Source organism: Aquitalea pelogenes (assembly GCF_041914625.1).
GTDB classification, from domain to species: domain Bacteria; phylum Pseudomonadota; class Gammaproteobacteria; order Burkholderiales; family Chromobacteriaceae; genus Aquitalea; species Aquitalea pelogenes.
Genome location: NZ_JAYSDA010000002.1, coordinates 80894 through 103510, shown reverse-complemented (window position 1 = coordinate 103510; position 22617 = coordinate 80894). Strand labels below are relative to the sequence as shown.

Sequence of the window (22617 nt, the reverse complement as noted above, 5' to 3'; positions counted from 1 at the left end):
CGCATGACGACACTGACCCTGATCCGCCCCGACGACTGGCACCTGCACCTGCGCGATGGCGCAGCCCTGGCTGCCGTACTGCCCGACACCGCCCGCCAGATGGGCCGTGCCATCATCATGCCGAACCTGAAACCGCCGGTGACCACGGTGGAAGCTGCCGCCGCCTACCGTGAGCGCATTCTGGCCGCACTGCCGGCCGGCAGCCGCTTCGAACCGCTGATGACGCTTTACCTCACCGACAACACCAGTGCTGAAGAAGTGCGCAAGGCGCGCGCCAGCGGTTTCGTGCATGGCATCAAGCTGTATCCGGCCGGTGCCACCACCAATTCCGACTTTGGTGTCAGCAGCATTGATAAAGCCATGCCGGCGCTGGAAGCCATGGCCGAATGCGGCATGCCGCTGCTGGTGCATGGTGAAGTGACGGATTCCGCCATCGACATCTTCGACCGCGAAGCCGTGTTCATCGAACAGGTCTTCCAGCCGCTGCTGGCCCGCCTGCCGTCCCTGCGCGTGGTGTTCGAACACATCACCACCAAGGATGCCGCCGAATATGTGGCCAGCGCGCCGGACAATATTGCCGCCACCATCACCGCGCATCATCTGCTGATGAACCGCAATGCCATCTTCGTTGGTGGCATCCGTCCGCATCATTACTGTCTGCCAGTACTCAAGCGCGAGCTGCACCGCCAGGCGCTGGTCGCCGCGGCCACCTCCGGTTCGGCCAAGTTCTTCCTTGGCACCGACAGCGCACCGCATGCCCGTCACGCCAAGGAAGCTTCCTGCGGCTGTGCCGGCATGTACACCGCCAATGCCGCCATCGAACTATATGCGGAAGCCTTCGAAGCGGCCGGCGCGCTGGACAAGCTGGAAGCCTTTGCCAGCCTGAACGGCCCGGCTTTCTATGGCCTGGCCCCCAATGCCGACACCATTTCCCTGGTGAAGGAAAGCTGGACCGTGCCGGCCGAGCTGGCCTATGGCGACGATGTGCTGGTGCCGCTGCGTGCCGGCGAGGCCATCCACTGGCGCATGCAAGACTGAAGTCAGTCCCGCTTGGCCAGAGTCGAAAAAGCTCCCGTAAGGGAGCTTTTTTTATTGGTATTGCCGGGTTGTCGGGCAATCCGTCCGTCTCTGAGCAAAGACTGGCCCTATTTACAGGCTGTAATGAAAGCCGCGTATTTAAAGGCGTTGCGGCTTATTACGCCGCTGACTACCCGTGACGGCACGGCCTGAATACGCAGGCAATTAATGCCGGATGGCTAAATCGCCCATATTGGCGCGGGGAGGGGGCTGGACTGCCTGTTAAATAAGCCATGCATGCAAGATATTAATACCTGCCAATACCATTACTCATGGGCTGGGTGAGAATAGTTGCTGTTACTGCGGAAATATTGCGCAAAAATGCTGGAAATTAAGGCCTAGTCGTTGAAATGACACGGATTTTGCAAAACGATTGTCATATTGTTTCTGGTGAGGCTTGAGAATTGCAAAAGCGCTGGCGCATAATTTCCCGTCCGTTTCGGACAGTCAAACGGAAAATGCCGGACATAATCCGGGCCAATTACACACCCGCAATAAGCGGGGCTCTACAGAACAGGAGAATAGGCGAATGCATCACAATAAATCGCTCCGTATTACCGCATCCGCAGTGGCACTGGCGCTGGCTGCTTGCTCTGGCCTGGCGCTGGCCGCGCAGGTACCGGCTGGTGTCAAACTGGCTGCCAAACAGGAACTCACCCGCAATACCGGTTCCGAGCCCGAGTCGCTGGACCCGGTACTGGCCGAATCGGTTCCGGCCAACACCATTACCGCCGACCTGTTTGAAGGCCTCACCGCCACCGACAGCTTTGGCAAGGTTGTGCCGGGTGTGGCCGAGTCCTGGAAGCAGACCAGCCCCACCACCTGGGTATTCAAGCTGCGCAAGAATGCCAAGTGGTCGGATGGTTCCGCGGTGACCGCGAGCGATTTCGTCTATGGCTGGCAGCGTTTTGTCGAGCCCAAGACGGCATCTCCCTATGCCTCTACCTACGGCATCTTCATCCTCAACGGCAAGGAAATCACCGAAGGCAAGAAGCCCGCTTCTGCGCTGGGCGTGAAGGCCGTGGACAAGTACACGCTGGAAGTACAAACCCCGTACCCGGTACCGTTCATGCCGTCGCTGGTAGCCAATACCCAGCTGGCTCCGCTGCCCAAGGCTACCATCGACAAGTTCGGCAAGGACTGGACCAAGCCGGGCAAGATGGTATCCAACGGCGCTTTTGCGCTGAAGGACTGGCAGGTCAACAGCAAGGTGGTGGTGGAAAAGAACGCCCAGTACTGGGACGTGAAGAACGTGCAGCTGGGCAAGATCACCTATCTGCCGATCGAAGACCACAACGCCGACGTGAAGCTGTATGAATCCGGCGAAAACGACTGGGTACTGGAACTGCCGTCCGGCACTTACGACAAGTACAAGACCCAGTATCCGAAGGAAATCCGCAATGCACCTTTCCTGGGCCTGCGTTACTACTCGCTGAACAACAAGGACCCGCTGCTCAAAGACGTGCGCGTGCGCAAGGCACTGTCCATGGTGATCGACCGTGACATCCTGGCCAAGAAAGTGACTGCCGACGGTCAGGCTCCGGCCTACAGCGCCATCGTGGCCGGTACTGCCGGTGCCGATGTCACCAGCTACGACTGGGCAAAATGGCCGATGGCCAAGCGGGTGGAAGAGGCCAAGAAGCTGCTGGCCCAGGCCGGTGTACAGCCTGGCACCAAGCTGAAGTTTGCCTACAACACCAGTGACTACCACAAGAAGATGGCGATCTTTGCCGCTTCCGAATGGAAATCCAAGCTGGGCCTGAATACCGAGCTGGAAAGCCTGGAGTTCAAGGTGCTGCTGAAGAAGCGTCACGATGCCGATTACCAGATCGCCCGTAACGGCTGGGTGGCTGACTACAACGACGCCACCACCTTCCTCGCGCTGGTGCAGTGTGACAACGACCAGAACGACAACAAGAACTGCAATGCCAAGGCCGAAGCACTGATCAAGCAGGGTAGCGATACCACCGATCAGGCCAAGCGCAAGCAACTGTTCACCCAGGCTGTGAAGATGATCATGGATGACTATCCGATGATCCCGCTGCTGCAATACACCGCACCGCGTCTGGTGAAGTCCTATGTGGGTGGCTACGGCAAGAACCCGATGGACCGCTACCGCGGCAAGGACCTCTACATCATCCAGCACTAAGCCTTGCGCTTGACTGAGTGATGCAAGAGGAGGGGGCTGCGGCCCCCGGTTGAACAGAGGCCGGATGTCCGCCAGACGGACATCCGGCTTGTGATGTAGCGCATCATGCCGGCGCGCCTTGCCGTACAGCCATGTTCACAAGACGTGTGCTGCGCTGGCGGACGAGCCTGGCTGGAGTATCCCCATGTGGTCCTATACTTTCCGACGCGTGCTGGCGACCATTCCCACACTGCTGGCCGTCATTACCGTTTGCTATCTGCTGCTGCACCTGACCCCGGGCGGCCCGTTTGACGGGGAGCGCAAGGTGTCTGCCGCCGTGCTGGCCAATCTGCAGGCCAAGTACCATCTCGACCTGCCGCTGTGGCAGCAATACCTGTATTACATCAAGAGCCTGTTGCAGGGCGATCTGGGTGCTTCCTTCCGTTATGCCGACTGGAGCGTGAACGATCTGGTGGGCAAGGCCCTGCCGGTGTCTGCCGCCATCGGTGGCGGTGCCATCGTGATTTCCCTGTTCATCGGCGTGGCGCTGGGCATTGTGGCCGCACTGCGCCAGAACAGCATCATCGACTATCTGGTGATGTTGCTGGGCAATATCGGTGGCGCCTTTCCGTCCTTCGTGCTGGGCCCGGTGCTGGTGATGGTGTTTGCCATCGGCCTGGAGTGGCTGCCCGCTGGCGGCTGGGATGATTTCTCGCTGCGCTACATGGTGCTGCCGATGGCCCTGCTGGTGTTCATCAACATTTCCACCATCGGCCGCGTGATGCGCGGCAGCATGATCGAGGTGCTGGGCAGCAACTTCATCCGTACCGCCCGCGCCAAGGGCCTGCCCATGCGCACCATCGTGCTGCGCCATGCGCTCAAGCCGGCCTTGATGCCGGTGGTGTCGGTAATCGGCCCGCTGGCCATTTCCTCCATCACCGCTGCGGTGGTGACCGAAACCGTGTTCGGCCTGCCCGGCCTTGGCAAGCTCATCGTCAATGGTGCCGCCAACCGCGACTACACGCTGGTACTTGGCCTGGTGGTGCTGGTGACGGTGATTACCGTTGTTCTCAACCTGCTCGTGGATCTGGCCTATGCGCTGCTGGACCCGAAGATTCGCTACTGAGCGGGAGCAAAATCATGATGCAAAGCAAACAGAAAGCCATGACGGCAGCGCTGGACAATGGCCTCACCGATGCCGCCGTAGAAGGCCGCAGCCTGTGGCGTGATGCGCGGTTGCGCTTTTTCCGTAACAAGGCGGCTGTGCTCAGCCTGATCGTACTGGCCTTCATCACCCTGGCCTGTGTGTTCGGGCCGATGGTGCTGCCACACACTTATGAAGACACTGACTGGGATGCGATGGGCATCTCCCCGACGCTGGTGAATACTCACTGGTTCGGTACCGATGCACTGGGGCGTGACCTGCTGGTGCGCTGCCTGATTGGCGGACGCATTTCGCTGATGGTGGGCGCACTGGCCACCATTGCCTCGGTGGCGCTGGGCATTGTCTGGGGTGCGACGGCCGGTTTCATGGGCGGCAAGGTGGATGCGCTGATGATGCGTATCGTCGACATGATGTATGCCGTGCCCTATCTGCTGATTGCCATCCTGATGGTGACCCTGCTGGGCCGCGACTTCTACCTGGTGGTGCTCACCATTACCGTGTTCTCCTGGATGGACATGGCACGGGTGGTGCGCGGCCAGACACTGGCCATCAAGTCCAAGGAATATGTCGAGGCGGCCCACGCCATTGGCGTGTCCACGCCCAAGATCATCTTCCGCCATATTGTGCCCAATCTGTTGGGCATCGTGGTGATCTACACCACCGTCACCGTGCCGGGTGTGATCCTCACCGAATCGGTGTTGTCCTTCCTGGGCCTGGGGGTGCAGGAGCCGATGACCAGCTGGGGTGTGCTGATCCAGGACGGGGCCGGGGTGATGGATGCCAGCCCGTGGATTCTGCTGTTCCCGGCCGGCATGCTGTCGGTCACCCTGTATTGCGCCAACTATATCGGCGACGGCCTGCGCGATGCGCTCGATCCGAAAGATCGTTGAGGTAGCAACAGATGAGTCTATTGAAAGTAAGTAATCTGGGCGTACAGTTCCAGACCAACGACGGCGTGGTCAGCGCCGTCAACGGCGTCAGCTTCGAGCTGGAAAAAGGCCAGACCCTCGGCATCGTCGGCGAATCCGGTTCCGGCAAGAGCCAGACCGTGCTGGCCATGATGGGCCTGCTGGCGCGTAACGGCAAAACCACCGGTGAGGCGCTGTACCAGGGCCAGAACCTGCTGGCCATGAGCCCGACCGAGCTCAACCGCATCCGTGGCGACCGGCTGGCAATGATCTTCCAGGACCCGATGACCTCGCTCAACCCCTATCTGACGGTAGAGCGCCAGATGACCGAGGTACTGGAGCTGCACAAGGGCATCAGCCGCCGCGATGCGAAAAAGCGCGCCATCGAGCTGCTGGACGCAGTGCGCATTCCGGAAGCCGCCCGTCGCATCAATATGTATCCGCACGAATTCTCCGGCGGCATGCGCCAGCGGGTGATGATTGCCATGGCCCTGCTGTGCGAACCGGAAGTGCTGATTGCCGACGAACCCACCACTGCGCTGGACGTGACGGTACAGGCGCAGATCCTCACTCTGCTCAAAGACCTGCAGCGTGACTTTGGCACCTCCATCGTGATGATCACCCACGATCTGGGCGTGGTGGCCGGCCTGTGCGAAAAAGTGATGGTGATGTATGGCGGCCGCGTCATGGAATACGGTACGGCGGACAACATCTTCTATCAGCCCAGCCATCCCTACACCATCGGCCTGCTGGGTGCCTTGCCCCGGCTGGACCACGACGGCAGCGAGCTGGTGAGCATTCCGGGTAATCCGCCCAATATGGCGCACATGCCCAAGGGCTGCCCGTTCTCCGAGCGTTGCACCCATGCCAGCAGCCGCTGCGCCGACGAGCTGCCGGCACTGGCTGCCAGCACCAGCAATCCGCAGGTGCTGCGCGCCTGTCACAAGCCGGTAGCCGAATTGCAGCTGGCCGCACAGGAGGTGGCACATGTCTGAACAAGCCAAGCAGCCGATTCTGTCGGTACGTGATGTCAAAGTGCATTTTCAGGTGAAGGGCGACGGCCGCTGGCCGTGGAGCGCCAGGCGCACGCTCAAGGCGGTAGACGGGGTCAGCTTCGACCTCTACGCCGGTGAAACCCTGGGTGTGGTGGGCGAGTCCGGCTGTGGCAAGTCCACCCTGTCGCGCGCCATCCTCAACCTGATTCCGGCCACCGCTGGTGAAATCGTGTGGATGGGCAAGGACCTCACCCGTGGCAGCGACAAGGACTGGCATGCAGTGCGCAAGGATATCCAGATGATCTTCCAGGATCCGCTGGCCTCGCTCAACCCGCGCATGACCGTGGCGCAGATCATTGGCGAACCGCTGCGCGTGCACAAGCCGGAGCTGTCCGCCGAGGACATCATGCAGCGCGTGCGCAGCATGATGCGCAAGGTGGGCCTGCGCGAGCAGATGATCAACCGCTATCCGCACGAATTTTCCGGTGGCCAGTGCCAGCGTATCGGCATTGCCCGCGCGCTGATTCTGGAGCCCAAGCTGATCATCTGCGACGAACCGGTATCGGCGCTGGACGTGTCGATCCAGGCGCAGATCATCAACCTGCTGAAAGAGTTGCAGCGCGAGATGGGCCTGGCGCTGATCTTCATCGCCCACGACCTGGCGGTGGTGAAGCATATCTCCGACCGCATCCTGGTGATGTATCTGGGCCGCGAGATGGAGCTGGCGCAAAAGCATGCCTTGTACGATGCGCCTGCCCACCCTTACACCCGCGCCTTGCTGTCGGCCATCCCCATTCCGGACCCGAAGCTGGAGAAAAACAAGGTGATCCAGATCCTGCAAGGCGATCTGCCCAGCCCGATCAACCCGCCGTCTGGCTGCGTGTTCCGTACCCGCTGCCCGCAGGCCGAGGACCGTTGCAGCAAGGAAACCATCCAGCTGCGCCGTATCAGTGAGCAGAGCCAGAGTTCCTGCCTGCTGGCTTGATGCAGCCAATGCCTGGTCCCCAGCCCCGCTGATGCAAAGCGGGGCTTTTTCTTGCCCGCAAGCTGGCGGAATCAGGCAGTATGTTAATTTTTGCTAAATTACGTTAGCATGATGGCGCTTTTAAAAAAGGAATTTTGATATGAAAAAATTGCCCCTTGCTCTCGTTTTTGCACTGTCCCTGTCTGGCACCGCCCAGGCTTTCGACCTCAACGGCATGCTCAGCTCGGGCAGCGACCTGCTCAAGGCTGCCACGCTCAGCGACGCTGACGTGAAGAACCTGGCGGCTGAATCCAGCGCCGCCATGGACAAGAAGAACAAGGTTGCTCCGCCTTCCAGCGCTTATGGCAAGCGCCTGGCCAAGATCGTCAAGGGTCTGGACAGCGAAGACGGCACCAAGCTCAACTTCAAGGTTTACCAGACCAAGGACGTCAACGCCTTCGCCATGGCCGATGGCACGGTACGTGTGTATAGCGGCCTGCTGGACAAGATGGATGACGACCAGGTGCGTTTCGTCATTGGCCATGAAATCGGCCACGTGAAACTGGGCCATACCAAGAAAGCCATGCAACTGGCTTACTCTGCCTCCGCAGCACGCAAGGCAGCCGGCAGCAGCGGCAACAGCACTGCCGTGGCCCTGAGCGAGTCCGATCTGGGCAACTTTGCCGAAGCCATCGTCAACGCCCAGTTCTCGCAATCGCAGGAAAGCGATGCCGATGCCTATGGCGTGGGCTTCCTCAAGCGCCACAACTACAATGTGCAAGGCGCACCGTCGGCCCTGCGCAAGCTGGCCGAGCTGTACGGCAACGACAGCAGCATGCTGGCCAGCCACCCGGCTCCGGGCGAACGTGCTGCCAAGGTGGAAAAGCTGATCGCCAACTGATCAGGCAACTGACACAAAAAAGGCCTCCGTATGGAGGCCTCAGGCTGCTGACAAAGTTATTTGGTTCGATTGCACTGGACCCGGCGAAGCCGGGCCTTCCGACTGAGTAATTGATTCCGCAGCCTTCCCATCTATTCCCAATCCCCCCGCCCTTGCCCTGCAAGGGAGCCCCGCTTTCCTTCCAGAAAGCGAGAGGGGTTTGTCAATAATCTGAAGCCTCCGCATGGAGGTCTTTTTGCATATTTGAGTCGGCGCGGTTCAGCGCTTCTTTGGCGGCTTGGCCAGTTGTTTCAGCGCATGGGAAACCGCCACCAGCCCGAAGCTGGCGGTCACCACCATGCCGGCACCAAAGCCGGCGCAGGACAGGCCCTGCGGGCCACGGCTGCTGTCGGCATCGCAGCTTTGCGTGTCGGGATAAACCAGCTGTTCGGTAGAAAACACGCAGGGAACATGCAGCTTCTTGCCGGCATCGCGCGGAAAACCGTGATAGCGGCGCAAGTTATAGCGCAGCTTGGACAACAGCGGGTCGTAAGTCACCTCGCCCAGGTCGGCCAGCTTGATCAGGGTCGGGTCCATCTGGCCACCGGCACCGCCGGACACGATGAACGGCTGGCGACGGCGCACGCACCAGGCGGCCATGGCAGTCTTGACCCGCAGATTGTCGATGCAGTCGATGATGAAGTCGAAGCCCTGGCCCAGCATGGCATCCAGATTGTCTTCGGTCACGAAGTCCTCGATTTCCTGCACCACGCAGGCCGGGTTGATGGCGCGCACGCGTTCGGCCAGCGCCGTCACCTTGGCCATGCCGTAGTGCGGGTCCAGCGCCGGCAGCTGGCGGTTGGTGTTGGATTCGGCAATATTGTCCAGATCAATCAGCGTCAGGCGGCCGATTGCGCTGCGGGCCAGCGCCTCCACCGCCCAGGAACCCACACCACCCACCCCCACCACACAGACATGGGCTGCCTGAAAGCGGCTGAGTGCATCGGGGCCATACAGGCGGCCAATACCGCCAAAGCGGCGGTCAAGATCTGCGTCGTGCGACATCTGCTGTATATCCGGAACCAAAAAACGGCCAAGCATAACCAAGAGCGCCGGGGCTGACCAGTGTTTGCCCGGAAAAAAGCAAGCAGCTGATTTACTGGAACTTTCCGCATGCTTTCCTATTCTTCTGCATAGGTCCGTCACGAATGCATGTCGGCATTCCTCTGATCCGGGCCGGCCTGAGTGATCTCAAGGGAGTTCCCCATGAAGCACCCGAGTTTCGATATCGATCTGGACAAGCACTACAACGCCACCGTGGTGATTGCCTGCGTGGCCTGCGGTCATGAAAACCGCCATCATCTGAAATCCCTCTCCCCCGACCACAGCCTGCGCTGCCAGTGCGGCAGCGACATCTCCATGACGCACACCGCCATGCAGGCGGCCCAGCGCCGTGTGAGCGCCTTGAAGCAGGCCTATCGAATAGCCTGATGGAGTGACGCCGACAATTTGTGTATCACCCCCGGCAAGCAGTTTGCTGGCACAATCAGGCAAGGCCTGATCTGGCATTTCCCTACACGGCGGCCCATGTGGCCGCCGCTTTCATTTGCAGGAGCACAGCATGCAGTGGATTGATATGCGCAGTGATACCGTCACCCAACCTACCCAAGCCATGCGTCATGCCATGGCCCATGCCGTGGTGGGTGACGATGTCTATGGTGACGACCCGACCGTGGCCGAACTGGAAAACCTGGCCGCCCGCTTGCTGGGCAAGGAAGCCGCGCTGTTTGTGCCTACCGGCAACTTTGGCAACCAGCTGGCCATCTTCACCCACTGTCAGCGCGGCAACGAGGTGATTCTGGGGGACGACTGCCATATCGTGTGGCACGAAACCGGCGGCGCGGCGGTGATTGCCGGGGTGCAGTTGCGCACCATTGCCGGTGACAAGGGGGTGATGGACGCGGATGAAATCGCAGCGCGCATCCGGGTGGGCCACGACGTCCACTGGCCGCAAACCGGGCTGATCTGCCTGGAAAACGCCCACAGCAATGGCCGGGTGATTCCGCTGGACATCATGCAGCGCACTGCCGACATTGCCCGCCGCCACGGCGTGCCGGTGCATCTGGATGGTGCCCGCGTGTTCAATGCGGCGGTCCATCTTGGCTGTGAGGTGCAGGACATCACCCGCCATGCCGACAGCGTGATGTGCTGTCTGTCCAAGGGACTGGCCGCGCCGGTGGGCTCCATCCTGGCCGGTTCGGCCGATTTCATCGCCCGTGCCCGTTACAAGCGCAAGCTGCTGGGCGGCGGCTGGCGTCAGGCTGGCGTGCTGGCCGCGCCGGGCATTCTGGCGCTGACCGAGATGACTCAGCGGCTGGGAGAGGACCATGCCAATGCCCGTTATCTGGCCGAGCGCCTGCATGGCATGCCCTGCATCGAAGTCGAGCTGGACGATGTCCACATCAATATGGTGTGGTTCCGTTTTCTGGCCGATATTGATGTCAGCGAGCTGATGGCCGCGCTGACTGCAGCCGGCATCAAGGTCAATCCGCCCGAGGGTGGCCGCATGCGGCTGGTGACGCACTGGCAGACCAGCCGCAGCGACATCGACCGGGTGCTGGATGTGTTCCAGCGCGTATTGAGCGACTGAGTGCCGCTGACCGGAATCTGCTGCGCCATGTCGGGATACTTGCCGGAGGAACCATGAAACACTTGCTGACAGCCTTGCTGTTCTTCTGTTGTGGAGCGGTGCAGGCACAGGAACAGATGCTGACACTGCAAACCCGTCCATCAGTCACGCTGCGCATGTTGCTGCTGGAACCGGAAGGCAAACCGCAGGCCAGCCTGATTCTGTTTACCGGCGGCGAAGGGGTGCTCAGGCTGGGGGATGACGGCCAGCTGCATGCGGGAGCCGGCAATTTCCTGGTGCGTACCCGCCAGCAGTGGGCCGCGCAGGGCTTTCAGGTGGCGGTGGTGGATGCCCCGTCCGACCACCCTGACAATCTCAACCGGGGGGATTTTCGCAGCAGTGCCGAACACGCACAGGACATTGCGCTGGTCATCGCCCAGCTGCGCCAGCGGGCCGCTGTGCCGGTATGGCTGGTAGGCACCAGTCGCGGTACCACCTCAGCTGCCGCCGTCGCCATTCGCCTGCAGGACAAAGTGGATGGCGTGGTGCTGACCTCTACCATCAACCGTGATCGGGGCGGTGTGGCCGACCTCGCCCTGCCACAACTGACCCAGCCGGTGCTGGTGGTGCAGCACCAGCACGACCAGTGCAAGGTGACGCTTTATCAGAATGTCCAGCCGGTGATGGATGGCTTGCAATCATCCCGCAGCAAGGAACTGCTGCTGGTGGATGGCGGCATGGACAAGGGCGACCCGTGCCAGCCGTGGGCAGCGCATGGCTATAACGGTATCGAAGCGGAAGTGGTGGACAAGGTGGCGCGCTGGATTCGTCAGCACTGACTTGCCAACCAGGCCTGCACTAATCGGGAGGGCAGGCTGGTCTGATCTGCATGTTTCATGAGGCGTGCTCAGTTATACACAACAGTCACCATGCTTCTGACCGGCTCGTTGCGGACATCGCCAGCACGATCCTCAGTGGTGACAATGCGGCTGATCTGCACCGATTGGGTGGCCGTCGCATCGGCACAGTAGGGGGTTGGTGCCGCCTGGCGTGCCATCCGGTAGCTGGCAGGTTTTTGCGCATAGCTTACCCAGGTGGCAGCCGGAATGGCGCAGGGGGTTTTGACAATGGCTCCCTGGAAAGTGATGGTGCCGGAGAAGGCAAACGCTGCTTGCGCGAGCAGCAGGGAGGCCAAAGTGGTGGCAGCGATGACTTTTTTCATGATGAGCTCCTTGCTGAGATTTTTTCCTGATCAATTCAGAAATTTCTACCGAATTTATAGGACTCATCAGTGCTATTGTGCAATAGCTGTTATTAAACAAATATTTTAAAAATCAGCAAAATTCTTTAATTAAAAATCTAATTTTAAATGACAAATTATCAATTGTTGATTATATTGTCATTTTATTCGGTCATTTTAAATGAAATACAATTAAATCAGAGCGCTAGAAATTTGCTTATAGTCATCAAATTTTAATTTGCTACCGTACCAAAGACAGATGCCGCTTAATGGCCAAGCCTCACGCGGCTGCAGCAAGCCAGGCTGTCGATGCTAAGCTGTCGCCTGTTTGCATTTCTGGTTCTCCCATGTCCCACCTCCCCGATACCCACCAGTGGCTGGAAAGCCTGGACGACCCCGCCGTAGACAGCTGGGTTGCCGCACAAAACAAGCGTACCCAGGCGGTACTGGATGCTGATCAACGCTATGCGCCCTTGCGCCAGGAAATCCTGAGTCATCTGCGCGATACCCGGCAGATTCCCTTCTTTTCCGAACACGCCGGCTGGCTGTACAACTTTCATCAGGATGAACACCACCCGCGCGGCATTTACCGCCGCACCACGCTGGCGGACTACCAGGCGGCCAGCCAGCAGTGGCATACCGTGCTGGACGTGGATGCCATTGCTGCCGCTGCCGGCAAGGATTGGTATCTGGACGGGGTGGCGCACTGCACGGTGCAGCCCTCCCGCGTGCTGGTGCATTTGAGCGAGGGCGGCGGTGATGCCAGCCTGGCCTGGGAATACGATCTGGAAACTGCCAGTTGGGTGGAGCAGGGCTTTCGCTTTCCGCACGGCAAAAACCATATCGCCTGGCGCGATCCGGACAGCGTGCTGGTGTGCCCCGGCTGGAAGGGCGCACCACTGAGCCGTTCCGGCTATCCACGCGAAGTGTGGCTGGTAGAGCGGGGGACCGATGGCCAGCACCAATGGCAGCAGCTGTTTGTGGCCGACCAGGAGGCCATGATGGTGGCCGCCTGGCGTTATCTGGACGGGCCGGATGGCTGGCTGGACCTGATCGAAGCAGCGGACGGCTTTTACAGCAAGACTTACCACTTGATCGACGCCGCCTTGCAGACCCACCCGCTGCCTTTGCCGCCCAAGGCGGATATCGAGGCTTATCTGCATGGCCAGTTCATCGTCAAACTGGCGGAAGACTGGTGCTGGCAGGACAAAACCCATGCCGCCGGCAGTCTGCTGGCGGTGCCACTGACATGTCTGCTGGGTGATGAGGGCCGTATTCAGCAACTGGTGGCTCCGGCTGCCAGACTGGCGGTGGAGTCGGTGGAAACCACCCGCAGCAGCGTGGTGGTGAACCTGATCGACAATGTGCGCAGTCGTCTGCAGGCTTTCGACTGGCAGGATGGCAGCTGGCATGCCCGCAGCCTGCCGGTGCCCGACAGCGGCGTCATCGAATTTGCCGACCAGCCTTGGAACAGCGATGTGCTGTGCTACAGCTTCAGCGACTTCCTCACGCCCACCGGCCTGTACCGGCTGAATGTGGCCACCGGCGAGCAGGACTGCCTGCGCCAGCAGCCTGCTGCGTTTGACGCCAGCCGCTTTATGGCCGAGCAGTGCTGGGCCTCCGCGCCCGATGGCGTGGACATTCCCTATTTCGTGGTGCGCGCCCGCGATACGGTACTTGATGGCCAAACCCCGACGCTGTTGTACGGCTATGGCGGTTTTGAAGTGCCGATGATGCCCTACTACGTGGAAAACTTCGGCGCACACTGGCTGGAAAAGGGCGGTGCCTTCGTGCTGGCCTGCATTCGTGGTGGCGGGGAATTCGGCCCCGGCTGGCATCAGGCCGCGCAGGGCATCAAGCGCCCGGTATCGTTTGATGACTTCTGCAGCGTGGCCGAGGCCTTGATTGGCAGCGGCCTGACCAGCCCGGACAAGCTGGGCATAGAAGGCGGCAGTAATGGCGGCCTGCTGGTAGCCGCTTGCATGGTGCGTCGCCCAGAGTTGTTCAAGGCTGTGGTGTGCGAGGTGCCGCTGCTGGACATGCTGCGCTATACCGAGCTGCTGGCCGGTGCCAGCTGGATAGACGAATACGGCGACCCGGCAGACCCGCAACAGGCAGCAGCCTTGCAGGCCTATTCGCCCTATCACCAGCTGCAAGCCGCTGCGCGCTACCCACTGCCCTTGTTCACCACCAGCACGCGCGACGACCGCGTACACCCCGGCCATGCGCGCAAGATGGTGGCGCAGATGCAGGCGCTGGGGCATCCGGCCTTGTTGATGGAAACCGATGCCGGTGGCCATACCGGCAATGCCGGTCAGGAGCAGACCGCAGCGGAACTGGCGCGGGTGCTGGTGTACCTGTATCAGCAACTGATGGATTAAACCCATCGTCATCGGCGGGCGGCGGTGCTAGTCTGGGCGATTCCCGCCCTGTGGAGAAGCTTGCATGATCACGCTTTACACCTTCGGACCGGCATTCGGCCTGCCCGACCCCAGCCCCTTTGTCATCAAGGCCGAGATGCTGCTCAAGCTCTCCGGCCTGCCTTACCGCAAGCAGCGTGGCAGCATGCGCACAGCGCCCAAGGGCAAGCTGCCTTATATCGACGACGCCGGTGCGCAGGTGCCGGACTCCACCCTGATTCGCCTGTATCTGGCCGAGCAATACGGAATTACGCTGGATGCTGGGCTGTCCGATGCCGACAAGGCCGTGGCCTGGAGCGTGGAGTGCCTGTGCAGCGACCATCTGTACTGGTGTGTGGTGCATGAACGCTGGCTGGATGACGCGGTGTTTGCCCGCGGCCCGGGGGTGTTTTTCCAGCGTGTGCCATTCTTGCTGCGCGGCATGGTCATCCGCATGATCCGGCGCAAGGTGCGTGGCAATCTGCACGGCCAGGGCCTGGGGCGTTTCAGCCCGGCGGAACGCCAGCGCCTGCTGCAACTGGATATCGCCACTTTGGCTACCCTGCTGGCGGACAAGCCCTACATGCTGGGTGCGGCCCCGTGCTGGCTGGACGCCACCGTATTTGCCTTTCTCGCCTCGGCCCTGCTGGCCACGCTGGGTGACACCCCCAGTCGGCAGGTGGTCAGCCAGTATCCCAATCTGGTGGACTATGTGAGCCGCCTGCGCCAGCAGTACTTCCCGGAATGGCAGGTGTAGCCATGCTTGGCGTGATTCTTGCAAGCCATGCAGACCCCCGTCAGCCCGAAAGCCTTGCCATGAGTCGTGACATCCTTATCCGCCCCGCCACACCTGCAGATGCCGCGGCCATGGCTGCCATCTACAACCCCTATGTGCTGGATAGCACCATCAGTTTCGAGGAAGAAGCGGTGACGGTGGAGGACATGGTGGCACGGCTGGAAAAAGTGGCGCAGCAAGGCCTGCCCTGGCTGGTGGTGGAACTGCATGGCGAGTTGCTGGGCTACGCCTATGCCACCCGCTGGCGGGTGCGTCCTGCTTACCGTTATGCGGTGGAAACCTCGGTGTACTTTGCTCCCGAGGCTCGCGGCCAGGGCCTGGGCGGGCGCCTGTACCGCAGCCTGTTGCTGCATTTGCGCGGTTTGGGGCTGCACCTGGCCATTGCCGGCATTGCCCTGCCCAATCCTGGCAGCATTGCCCTGCACCAGAGCCTGGGTTTTCAGCAGGTGGCGACATTCCACCAGGTTGGCTGGAAGGCGGAACGCTGGCTGGATGTCGGCTACTGGGAACTGCGCCTGAACGAAGGGCCACCTGGTGCCTGAGCTCGCTGCCCTGTTGTGACCCGTTGTTTCACCAGACTGGTGCGTTAGCGACAATTGCGCCAGCGTCCACTTTGTGAGAAATTTGATCAAATAATTTCTCAGTGGAGCGAAAGACATGGGCAAGGCCAGTGACATCATCGTGTTTCAGCGCAACCCGGTGCGGGTTGAACAATTCAACGCCCCGGCAGACCGGCAGCTGGAAGGTGAATGCGCCCAGACGGTAGAAAACCACTATTCCGACCCCAGCGGCCAGTTTCACGCCGGTATCTGGAGTGGCGGTTGCGGACGCTGGCGTGTGAAATACCACGAACACGAATTCTGTACCTTGCTGGAAGGCTATGTCCGCCTGACCGACCTGCAAGGGGACAGTGTCGAGCTGTATGCTGGCGATCACTTTGTCATTCCCGCCGGTTTCGAAGGCGAGTGGGAAGTGCTGGAGCCCGCCCGCAAGACCTACGCCATTTTCGAGCCCAGGTAAGCCATTCCGGCCAGACAGAAAAAAGCCCCGCAGCGGCTGATGCCGTGGCGGGGCTTGTTCATGGTGAGGCTGGCTGTCATTCGCCCAGGCTTTGCTCCAGCTGTTGCAGGCGCGCCTTGAGTGCCGTCACTTCGGCTTCCAGTGCCGCTACACGGCCGGTCAGGCCGACATCGATCACCGCGTTGCTGACCGTTTCGGCCAGCACCGGTTCTCCACTCAGCAAATGGCACCAGCGCGCTTCGCGCTCGCCCGGTTGCCGCGCCAGCTTTTGCACCAGCGGCGGGTATTTGTCGGCCAGGGCTTCCAGCGCGGTTTCCACTTCTTCCACACTGGTAAAGCCATATACCCGTCCGGCACGGGTGCGGATTTCGGCGCTGGTCTGCGGGCCGCGCAGCATCAAGAGGGCCAGGGCGGCCAGTCTGGCGCCGTCGATATTCCATTCATAGTTCAGCCGGTGTTCGTACTTGGCCACCCGGCTGCCGGCGGGCAGGCGCTCGGCAATCAGTTTTCTGGTCTGCAAGCTGTCCAGCGCCCGGCTCAGGTCGGCATCCGACAGCTGCATCACCGGCTCACGGCTGGTGAGCTGATTGCAGGCGGATGACAGACTGTTGAGCGTCAGGGGGTAGCTGTCCGGCGTCAGGGCCTGTTTTTCGACCAAGGCGCCCAGTACGCGTACTTCGGCGGCATCCAGTTGATGTGTGTCCATGGCGGTGCTCCTTATGGCAATGCGCACATCATCGCACCAAGCACGGCAAGGCACCAAGCCGACTTGCAGTACGGCCTTGCACCGGCGTGAGGCTTGACAGGCCGCAGCGGACTGGCCACCCTGTCGCCTTTTGAAATGCAAGCAAGGAAAACGGGATGAAGCGGGTAGATCTTCTGTTGGTGGAACAAGGACTTGCCACTTCGCGCACGGCGGCCCAACACCTGCTGGAATCCGGCCGGGTCAGCCTGAACGGGCAGGTCATCAGCAAGGCCAGCAGCAAGTTTCCGGCGGGTACGCCACTGGAAGTGCGGCCGGACCCATCCGACCGCTTTGTCTCTCGCGGTGGGCAGAAGCTGGATGCCGCCCTGCAGGAAGCTGGGCTGGATATCCATGGCTGGCGGGTGCTGGATGTGGGCCAGTCCACCGGCGGGTTTACTGACTGTGTGCTGCAGGCCGGTGCCGCTTATGTGGTTGGCGTGGATGTAGGGCACGACCAGCTGCATCCGCGCCTGTGGGATGACCCGCGCGTGCGTTGCTTTGAAGGGGTGAATGCGCGTGAGCTGGACCGCCAGCGCCTGTTGCAGGCCAATGACGGTTTGCCCTTCGACCTGATGGTGTGCGATGTGTCTTTCATTTCACTCACCCTGATCCTGCCGTCTGCCTTGCCCTTGCTGGGCGAGAACGGCTGCCTGCTTGGCCTGGTGAAACCCCAGTTCGAGGTGGGGCGCGGAGCCTTGGGGCATGGCGGCATCGTCCGCGATGAAAGCCTGTTTGCCGGGGTGCAGGACAAGATCACCGATTGCCTGGACGAGCTGGACTGGAAGGTGGAGCGCTGGTTTGACAGCCCGATTACCGGTGCCGATGGCAACAAGGAATTCTTTGTGCTGGCGCGTCCGCTGTTCTGAACCGGCAAAGAAAATCCGCAGGGGCGTGGGCCGCTGCGGATGGCACCCGCCACCTTGCCTGTGGCGTTGTGGTGCGGTGGGATGAAAAACGCTGTGTCAGTCCTCGCTGCCGCGTACCACCAGCAAGGGACAATGTGTCTTGCGCATCACGTTTTCGGCAAAGCTGCCCAGCAGCAGATGCGCGAGGCCGGTACGGCCATGCGTGCCGATGACGATGAGTTCCGCATGGCGACTGTCGGCAAAGCGAATCAGTGATTCGGCCATATCCTTGCCGCCCTCCCAGCTTTCCGCAATATGGCATTCCACCCGGCCAATGCCTTCGTTGATGATGCGCTTTTCTGCTTTCTCCAGCAGCTCGCGCGCCTGCCTGAAAGCCAGATCGTGCAACTGGTGGGTATCCAGCGCGCCCACGCCTTCAATCGCCATGTCGCGCAAGCTGGCGACATGTACCAGCGATATCGACGATTTGGCTATTTTTGCAATGCGGATTGCTTCATCCAGTGCTTTTTCTGCCGTCTTGCTGCCATCTACGGCAATCACGATATGTTGATACATGGCATACTCCTCTTCTATACCGGCGGTAAACCAGCTGCGCTGGCCTGTACTGTACGCAAGGCATGCCATGATGTCGGCATGGGTGGCGACAGCATCTTGTGTTTGGTTTTAGCATACTCGGGAGCAGACTGGCGTCTCTCGAACTAATTGGCAGGCAGTTGATCTATCACAAATATTAAAATAAGCACATAAGTCGACACCGACTGATGTTGCGAATTTCATTCTTTTTCAGGGGAAATTTCTACGCCATGCTGACTTTCGTCCTGCTAAGCCTGTTGAGCATCATCCTGTTGCTGCTGTGGTTGCGTCACACCGGCAAACGCAACAAGCAGGGCCGGGCTGTGGACAGCCGTATTTATGCAGCCCATACCCAGTCACGCCCGGTGGAGCCGCTGGAACACAGCACCGGTCAGGCTTTTGGCCTGTTGCTCAAGGCGGCACGTGGAGATCGGTCGCAAGTGGAAAAGTGGATCAGCGCCACCCAGCAGCAAAGCATGCCGCCACTGGACCGGGACAGCGCCATTGCCGAACTGGCCCAGCGCCTGCAGGCCAGCCGTCGCTGAGCGCGGCCAGCCGTCTAATCACCCAGCACCACGCCTTCCCGGCGCGGATCGGCTCCGCCGACATAGCCACGCGAGGTTTTGACGATGGCCGACAGGCCACTGGTCATCTCCACCTGACGAACCACATGCCCCATGGCTTGCAAGGTACTGGCCTGTGCATCCAGACCGCGTCCGCTTTCCAGTTCGGTATCTCCATTGCGGTTGCCATAGTGTGGCAGGCTCACCGCTTGCTGCGGGTCCAGTTTCCAGTCCAGCAAGCCCAATAGCGTCTGGCCGACATAGCCGATGATCTGGCTGCCACCCGGTGAACCGGTGGCCAGCAGGAATTGCCCGCGGGCATCAAACACCACGGTGGGCGACATACTGCTGCGCGGGCGCTTGCGTGCCTCCACCCGGTTGGCAACCGGCGTGCCGTCTTCATCCGGACGGAAAGAAAAATCGGTGAGCTGGTTGTTCAGCAAAAAGCCCTTCACCATCAGCCGGCTGCCAAACTGGTCTTCGATGGAGCTGGTCATGCTGACCACCCGCCCGTCACCATCCACAATGTTCAGATGCGAGGTGCATGGGAATTCCGGCGCATTGTCCCGGCCATAACGGCTGAGCCGGATGCCGGAAGGCTCGCCTGCTGTGGCGCGTCCCATGCTGTGGGCCGGGTTGATAAGCTGGCTGCGCTGTTGCAGGTAGTCCGTTGCAATCAGGGCCTGGCTGGGCACGCTGACAAAGCCCGGGTCGGCCAGATAGCGGTTGCGGTCGGCAAATGCCAGCTTGTTTGCCTCGGCAAACAGGTGGATGGTGTTGCTGCCGGTGGGCGACATGGAAGACAGCGGGAAGCGCTGCAATACGCCCAGCATCTGCAAGACGGCAACCCCGCCGGAGCTGGGTGCATCCATGCCGCATACCTGCCAGCTGCGATACGGGCCACACAGCGGTTTGCGCTCGATGGCCTGGTAAGCGGCCAGATCGGCCGCCAGCATGCGGCCGGGGTTGACCGGGTGATGGTTGACGGCTTCGATGATGGCCCGGCCGATCTCTCCTTGATAAAACGCTGCCGGGCCTTGCTTCGCCAGCAGCTCCAGCGTGGCGGCGTAGTCCGGGTTTTTCAGCCGGGAGCCAACCGGCAACGGACTGCCATCAGCCTGATAAAAATAAGCCCGCGCCTGCGGGTCTTGCTGCAAGAAGCGTTCCGAACCCAGCAAGGTGTGCAGGCGCGGTGACATGGCAAAACCGTTGCGTGCCAGCGTAATGGCAGGCTGGAACAGGCTGGCCCAGGCGAGCTTGCCGCCGCGCTGGTGCGCCAGTTTCAGCATGGCCACCACACCGGGCACGCCAACCGAACGACCACCTACTACTGCGCGGTAAAAATCCATCGGCTGGCCGTTTTTTTGCAGGAACAGGTTTGCCTCGGCAGTGGCGGGGGCGGTTTCCCTGCCGTCAAAGCTGGTGAGTTTGCGGCCATCGAAATACAGCATGAAAGCACCACCGCCAATGCCGGAGGATTGTGGCTCGGTCAGCCCCAGCACCAGTTGTGCGGCGATGGCTGCGTCAATGGCACTGCCGCCACGGCGCAAGATATCGCGTGCGGCTGCACTGGCGTAGGGATTGGCCGTGCTGACCATGCTGTGGCGGCTGTAAACGGCAGGGCGGGTCTGAAAGCCGCTGGCCGCTTCCGGTGCTGCGGTATCGGCCAGTGCGCACAGCGGCACTAGCAACAAGAGCAGGGCGGTAAAACGCATGTCATTCCTCGGGGACGGGGTTGGCAGTCTGGTCTGGACAGGACAGCAGCATGGTGGCTCAGGCGTTCGGCAGGGTCAATCCAGCGCGGTTGGCAACAAAAAAGCTGCCAGTCGCAACAGGGCGGCAGGCAGCTTGGCAGGCTGACGGAGGATCAGGCCAGCGTGGTCAGGTACTGGCGCTCCCAGGCGGTGATCTGGTTGTGATAGTGGCTCAGCTCGATATCCTTCACTGCCAGATAGGCATCGGTGAATTCCTGACCGAACAGCCGCTTGGCGGTGTCGTGCGCGGCCATCAGGGCGCAGGCAGCATCCAGGGTGTTGGGCAGGGTGGCGGCATCGTCGTTGTTGAAGACATTACCGATGGCGGCCTCACTCGGGCTGCGCTTTTCTTCCACACCCAACAAGCCGGCGCCCAGGCTGGCGGCCAGCGACAGATAGGGGTTGGCATCGCAGCCGGGCAGGCGGTTTTCCACGCGGCGCGCGGCCGGGCCGGATACCGGCACACGGATGCCCACCGAACGGTTGTCCACGCCCCAGCTGACATTGACCGGCGCGGCCAGACCCTTGACGAAGCGACGGAAGGAGTTGGGGCTGGGGCAGAACAGCGGCATCAGGTGCGGCAGATATTGCTGCAGGCCGCCAATGTAGTGGAAGAAGTCCGGGCTGGCTTCGCCATCTGCCAGGCTGAACACATTGTTGCCCTGGCCATCCACCACGCTCTGGTGCAAGTGCATGGAACTGCCGGGCTGACCGGACAGCGGTTTGGCCATGCACACCACGTTAAGCCCGTGCTGATAGCCGATTTCCTTCAGCGCGTACTTGAACAGGAAGGTCTGGTCGGCCAGTTCCAGCGCATTGCCGTGCTTGAGGTTGATCTCGAACTGGCTGGGGCCCATTTCATGGACATAGGTATCGGTGTTGATGCCCAGTTGTTCACAGGCGCGATACAGGTCGTCGAAGAAGCCTTCCAGATCGTTCAGCGTGGAAAAGCTGAAGGCATCGAAGCCGCTTTCACGCCGGCCGGTGCGCAGCGCCGGTGCCTGATAGGGCTGATTGGCGTCGGCATGGGCGGCGAAAATGTAGAACTCCAGCTCGGGAGCCACCACCGGGGTCCAGCCGCGCGCCTGATAGCGGGCCAGGATGTTTTTCAGTGCCGAGCGCGGAGCCAGCGGCGACAGGTTGCCGTCATGGTCGATGTTGTCGCACACCACCAGCGCGCGCGGGGTTTTGGCCCAGGGTACCGGGCGCAGGGTGGCAAAGTCCGGGCGCAGTACCACGTCCGGATCGTTCTCGCCGTAAAAACGGTAATCGGGGAATTCGCCCACGCAAGTCTGGATGGCCACGGCGCGGGCAATGCGCAATTCCTGGCCTTTGATCAGCGCCTGTGCGGGCAGGGTCTTGCCACGCGGGAAGCCGCTGACATCGGCAAAGGCCAGTTCAACGTCGCGGACGTTTTGTTGCGTCAACCATTCGGCCTGAGCGGCCGTGATGGAGAGTTGGGACATGCAGGTCTCCCTTGGAGCGTTCTCGATTGTTTTATCTATCTGCCTGTCTGTCTGTCATGCATTTTTTTGATTTTGCGGGCTTGGCCCTGTGGGCATTATGCCACCGGCAGGGGGGAGGGCAAGCGTGGCGTCGCCTTGTTGATCGGATGTGGCCCAAATACAAGGCTGCTGTATGAGACAGGCCACAGTATGATCACAAAATGTGTTTCGTGCTTGGTGTGGAATGCGCGGCATTCTGGCCGCGCAAGAGCGGATGGATGGGAATCTATCGGGAAGAGTGTTCAGGCAAAGGCTTTGCCAGGAAGGTTGGATGATGCCGGGGCCTGTCGCGGTCTTGGGCTGTTTGCTCAGCACACATGGGGTAGTGCTGTCGTGTGATCACAAATTCATCAAGCCTGTGGAGAAGTGCAGCGCTGATGTCAGCCAAGGGCGGCGTGGTGGGAATGAAA

22 protein-coding genes are annotated in these 22617 nt (G+C 60.8%); 16 read left to right on the top strand and 6 right to left on the bottom strand.

The window, feature by feature from the left end; all coding sequences use genetic code 11:
* The first annotated feature begins 3 nt into the window (after window positions 1-3).
* The 7 genes from pyrC (at window position 4) to ACE3SE_RS02505 (ending at window position 8138) form a co-directional block, all read left to right on the top strand.
* Window positions 4-1038: a dihydroorotase gene (pyrC, locus tag ACE3SE_RS02535; protein ID WP_374553722.1), complete on the top strand. Its 1035-nt coding sequence runs from the start codon at window positions 4-6 to the stop codon at window positions 1036-1038.
* Between the two features lie 568 nt (window positions 1039-1606).
* Window positions 1607-3226: a peptide ABC transporter substrate-binding protein gene (locus ACE3SE_RS02530; RefSeq protein ID WP_131356384.1), complete on the top strand. Its 1620-nt coding sequence runs from the start codon at window positions 1607-1609 to the stop codon at window positions 3224-3226.
* A 184-nt stretch (window positions 3227-3410) separates the two neighbouring features.
* Window positions 3411-4331: an oligopeptide ABC transporter permease OppB gene (gene oppB, locus ACE3SE_RS02525; protein WP_045846475.1), complete on the top strand. Its 921-nt coding sequence runs from the start codon at window positions 3411-3413 to the stop codon at window positions 4329-4331.
* A 14-nt stretch (window positions 4332-4345) separates the two neighbouring features.
* Window positions 4346-5260, top strand: coding sequence for an ABC transporter permease subunit (locus ACE3SE_RS02520; protein ID WP_082696008.1), 915 nt, complete (start codon window positions 4346-4348; stop codon window positions 5258-5260).
* Between the two features lie 11 nt (window positions 5261-5271).
* On the top strand, window positions 5272-6273 hold the full coding sequence (locus ACE3SE_RS02515) for an oligopeptide/dipeptide ABC transporter ATP-binding protein (protein ID WP_045846474.1): 1002 nt from the start codon (window positions 5272-5274) through the stop codon (window positions 6271-6273).
* Entirely contained in the window at window positions 6266-7258 is a 993-nt protein-coding gene (gene oppF / locus ACE3SE_RS02510; RefSeq protein ID WP_062788723.1) for a murein tripeptide/oligopeptide ABC transporter ATP binding protein OppF, read from the top strand. Before ACE3SE_RS02515 ends, oppF begins: the two co-directional genes overlap by 8 nt.
* Before the next feature lie 139 nt (window positions 7259-7397).
* The gene (locus ACE3SE_RS02505) at window positions 7398-8138 is read left to right on the top strand and encodes a M48 family metallopeptidase (protein WP_045846472.1); all 741 of its coding nucleotides are present in this window, start codon (window positions 7398-7400) and stop codon (window positions 8136-8138) included.
* A gap of 258 nt (window positions 8139-8396) precedes the next feature.
* Here the strand turns inward: ACE3SE_RS02505 and ACE3SE_RS02500 are convergent, their stop codons facing one another.
* Complete coding sequence (locus ACE3SE_RS02500) at window positions 8397-9182, bottom strand: tRNA threonylcarbamoyladenosine dehydratase (RefSeq protein WP_089083034.1); 786 nt, start codon at window positions 9180-9182, stop codon at window positions 8397-8399.
* A gap of 201 nt (window positions 9183-9383) precedes the next feature.
* Here ACE3SE_RS02500 and ACE3SE_RS02495 point away from each other — a divergent pair, with 201 nt between their 5' ends.
* The 3 genes from ACE3SE_RS02495 (at window position 9384) to ACE3SE_RS02485 (ending at window position 11585) form a co-directional block, all read left to right on the top strand.
* On the top strand, window positions 9384-9608 hold the full coding sequence (locus ACE3SE_RS02495; RefSeq protein ID WP_045846471.1) for a hypothetical protein: 225 nt from the start codon (window positions 9384-9386) through the stop codon (window positions 9606-9608).
* 130 nt (window positions 9609-9738) lie between these two features.
* Window positions 9739-10767, top strand: a complete 1029-nt coding sequence (gene ltaE, locus ACE3SE_RS02490) for a low-specificity L-threonine aldolase (RefSeq protein ID WP_374553717.1) — start codon at window positions 9739-9741, stop codon at window positions 10765-10767.
* Window positions 10768-10820: 53 nt separating this feature from the next.
* On the top strand, window positions 10821-11585 hold the full coding sequence (locus ACE3SE_RS02485; protein ID WP_374553715.1) for an alpha/beta hydrolase: 765 nt from the start codon (window positions 10821-10823) through the stop codon (window positions 11583-11585).
* A gap of 68 nt (window positions 11586-11653) precedes the next feature.
* Here the strand turns inward: ACE3SE_RS02485 and ACE3SE_RS02480 are convergent, their stop codons facing one another.
* The gene (locus ACE3SE_RS02480) at window positions 11654-11968 is read right to left on the bottom strand and encodes a hypothetical protein (protein WP_374553713.1); all 315 of its coding nucleotides are present in this window, start codon (window positions 11966-11968) and stop codon (window positions 11654-11656) included.
* 365 nt (window positions 11969-12333) lie between these two features.
* On the opposite strand from ACE3SE_RS02480, the gene ACE3SE_RS02475 reads away from it, so the two are divergent.
* The 4 genes from ACE3SE_RS02475 (at window position 12334) to ACE3SE_RS02460 (ending at window position 16201) form a co-directional block, all read left to right on the top strand.
* Window positions 12334-14367 carry a prolyl oligopeptidase family serine peptidase gene (locus ACE3SE_RS02475; protein ID WP_374553711.1) on the top strand — a complete coding sequence of 678 codons (2034 nt, stop codon included), beginning with the start codon at window positions 12334-12336 and terminating at the stop codon, window positions 14365-14367.
* 64 nt (window positions 14368-14431) lie between these two features.
* The gene (locus tag ACE3SE_RS02470; protein WP_374553709.1) at window positions 14432-15142 is read left to right on the top strand and encodes a glutathione S-transferase C-terminal domain-containing protein; all 711 of its coding nucleotides are present in this window, start codon (window positions 14432-14434) and stop codon (window positions 15140-15142) included.
* A 59-nt stretch (window positions 15143-15201) separates the two neighbouring features.
* On the top strand, window positions 15202-15723 hold the full coding sequence (locus ACE3SE_RS02465) for an arsinothricin resistance N-acetyltransferase ArsN1 family B (RefSeq protein WP_374553708.1): 522 nt from the start codon (window positions 15202-15204) through the stop codon (window positions 15721-15723).
* 115 nt (window positions 15724-15838) lie between these two features.
* Window positions 15839-16201, top strand: coding sequence for a cupin domain-containing protein (locus ACE3SE_RS02460; RefSeq protein WP_045846465.1), 363 nt, complete (start codon window positions 15839-15841; stop codon window positions 16199-16201).
* Window positions 16202-16277: 76 nt separating this feature from the next.
* Here ACE3SE_RS02460 and ACE3SE_RS02455 read toward each other — a convergent pair whose 3' ends face one another.
* Complete coding sequence (locus ACE3SE_RS02455; protein WP_062788708.1) at window positions 16278-16907, bottom strand: YceH family protein; 630 nt, start codon at window positions 16905-16907, stop codon at window positions 16278-16280.
* 155 nt (window positions 16908-17062) lie between these two features.
* On the opposite strand from ACE3SE_RS02455, the gene ACE3SE_RS02450 reads away from it, so the two are divergent.
* Window positions 17063-17812, top strand: coding sequence for a TlyA family RNA methyltransferase (locus ACE3SE_RS02450; RefSeq protein WP_062788705.1), 750 nt, complete (start codon window positions 17063-17065; stop codon window positions 17810-17812).
* Between the two features lie 96 nt (window positions 17813-17908).
* Here ACE3SE_RS02450 and ACE3SE_RS02445 read toward each other — a convergent pair whose 3' ends face one another.
* Window positions 17909-18367 (bottom strand): universal stress protein, encoded by a 459-nt coding sequence (locus ACE3SE_RS02445; RefSeq protein WP_165494112.1) that lies wholly within the window; start codon window positions 18365-18367, stop codon window positions 17909-17911.
* Window positions 18368-18615: 248 nt separating this feature from the next.
* Between ACE3SE_RS02445 and ACE3SE_RS02440 the strand changes: the two genes are divergently transcribed.
* On the top strand, window positions 18616-18930 hold the full coding sequence (locus tag ACE3SE_RS02440; protein ID WP_045846461.1) for a hypothetical protein: 315 nt from the start codon (window positions 18616-18618) through the stop codon (window positions 18928-18930).
* Between the two features lie 14 nt (window positions 18931-18944).
* Here ACE3SE_RS02440 and ggt read toward each other — a convergent pair whose 3' ends face one another.
* Window positions 18945-20663 (bottom strand): gamma-glutamyltransferase, encoded by a 1719-nt coding sequence (gene ggt / locus ACE3SE_RS02435; RefSeq protein WP_374553704.1) that lies wholly within the window; start codon window positions 20661-20663, stop codon window positions 18945-18947.
* 152 nt (window positions 20664-20815) lie between these two features.
* Window positions 20816-22168: a glutamine synthetase family protein gene (locus ACE3SE_RS02430; protein WP_374553702.1), complete on the bottom strand. Its 1353-nt coding sequence runs from the start codon at window positions 22166-22168 to the stop codon at window positions 20816-20818.
* Window positions 22169-22617: the final 449 nt, after the last annotated feature.

Bases quoted from the DNA above. Each gene is read 5' to 3' on its own strand.
- ACE3SE_RS02530 (WP_131356384.1), top strand. From the start codon at position 1,607: ATGCATCACAATAAATCGCTCCGTATTACCGCATCCGCAGTGGCACTG.
- ACE3SE_RS02455 (WP_062788708.1), bottom strand. From the start codon at position 16,907: ATGGACACACATCAACTGGATGCCGCCGAAGTACGCGTACTGGGCGCC.
- ACE3SE_RS02480 (WP_374553713.1), bottom strand. From the start codon at position 11,968: ATGAAAAAAGTCATCGCTGCCACCACTTTGGCCTCCCTGCTGCTCGCG.
- ltaE (WP_374553717.1), top strand. From the start codon at position 9,739: ATGCAGTGGATTGATATGCGCAGTGATACCGTCACCCAACCTACCCAA.
- ACE3SE_RS02440 (WP_045846461.1), top strand. From the start codon at position 18,616: ATGCTGACTTTCGTCCTGCTAAGCCTGTTGAGCATCATCCTGTTGCTG.
- oppF (WP_062788723.1), top strand. From the start codon at position 6,266: ATGTCTGAACAAGCCAAGCAGCCGATTCTGTCGGTACGTGATGTCAAA.
- ACE3SE_RS02505 (WP_045846472.1), top strand. From the start codon at position 7,398: ATGAAAAAATTGCCCCTTGCTCTCGTTTTTGCACTGTCCCTGTCTGGC.
- ACE3SE_RS02445 (WP_165494112.1), bottom strand. From the start codon at position 18,367: ATGTATCAACATATCGTGATTGCCGTAGATGGCAGCAAGACGGCAGAA.
- ggt (WP_374553704.1), bottom strand. From the start codon at position 20,663: ATGCGTTTTACCGCCCTGCTCTTGTTGCTAGTGCCGCTGTGCGCACTG.
- ACE3SE_RS02520 (WP_082696008.1), top strand. From the start codon at position 4,346: ATGATGCAAAGCAAACAGAAAGCCATGACGGCAGCGCTGGACAATGGC.
- ACE3SE_RS02500 (WP_089083034.1), bottom strand. From the start codon at position 9,182: ATGTCGCACGACGCAGATCTTGACCGCCGCTTTGGCGGTATTGGCCGC.
- ACE3SE_RS02515 (WP_045846474.1), top strand. From the start codon at position 5,272: ATGAGTCTATTGAAAGTAAGTAATCTGGGCGTACAGTTCCAGACCAAC.
- ACE3SE_RS02475 (WP_374553711.1), top strand. From the start codon at position 12,334: ATGTCCCACCTCCCCGATACCCACCAGTGGCTGGAAAGCCTGGACGAC.
- ACE3SE_RS02460 (WP_045846465.1), top strand. From the start codon at position 15,839: ATGGGCAAGGCCAGTGACATCATCGTGTTTCAGCGCAACCCGGTGCGG.
- ACE3SE_RS02430 (WP_374553702.1), bottom strand. From the start codon at position 22,168: ATGTCCCAACTCTCCATCACGGCCGCTCAGGCCGAATGGTTGACGCAA.
- pyrC (WP_374553722.1), top strand. From the start codon at position 4: ATGACGACACTGACCCTGATCCGCCCCGACGACTGGCACCTGCACCTG.
- ACE3SE_RS02465 (WP_374553708.1), top strand. From the start codon at position 15,202: ATGAGTCGTGACATCCTTATCCGCCCCGCCACACCTGCAGATGCCGCG.
- oppB (WP_045846475.1), top strand. From the start codon at position 3,411: ATGTGGTCCTATACTTTCCGACGCGTGCTGGCGACCATTCCCACACTG.
- ACE3SE_RS02450 (WP_062788705.1), top strand. From the start codon at position 17,063: ATGAAGCGGGTAGATCTTCTGTTGGTGGAACAAGGACTTGCCACTTCG.
- ACE3SE_RS02485 (WP_374553715.1), top strand. From the start codon at position 10,821: ATGAAACACTTGCTGACAGCCTTGCTGTTCTTCTGTTGTGGAGCGGTG.
- ACE3SE_RS02495 (WP_045846471.1), top strand. From the start codon at position 9,384: ATGAAGCACCCGAGTTTCGATATCGATCTGGACAAGCACTACAACGCC.
- ACE3SE_RS02470 (WP_374553709.1), top strand. From the start codon at position 14,432: ATGATCACGCTTTACACCTTCGGACCGGCATTCGGCCTGCCCGACCCC.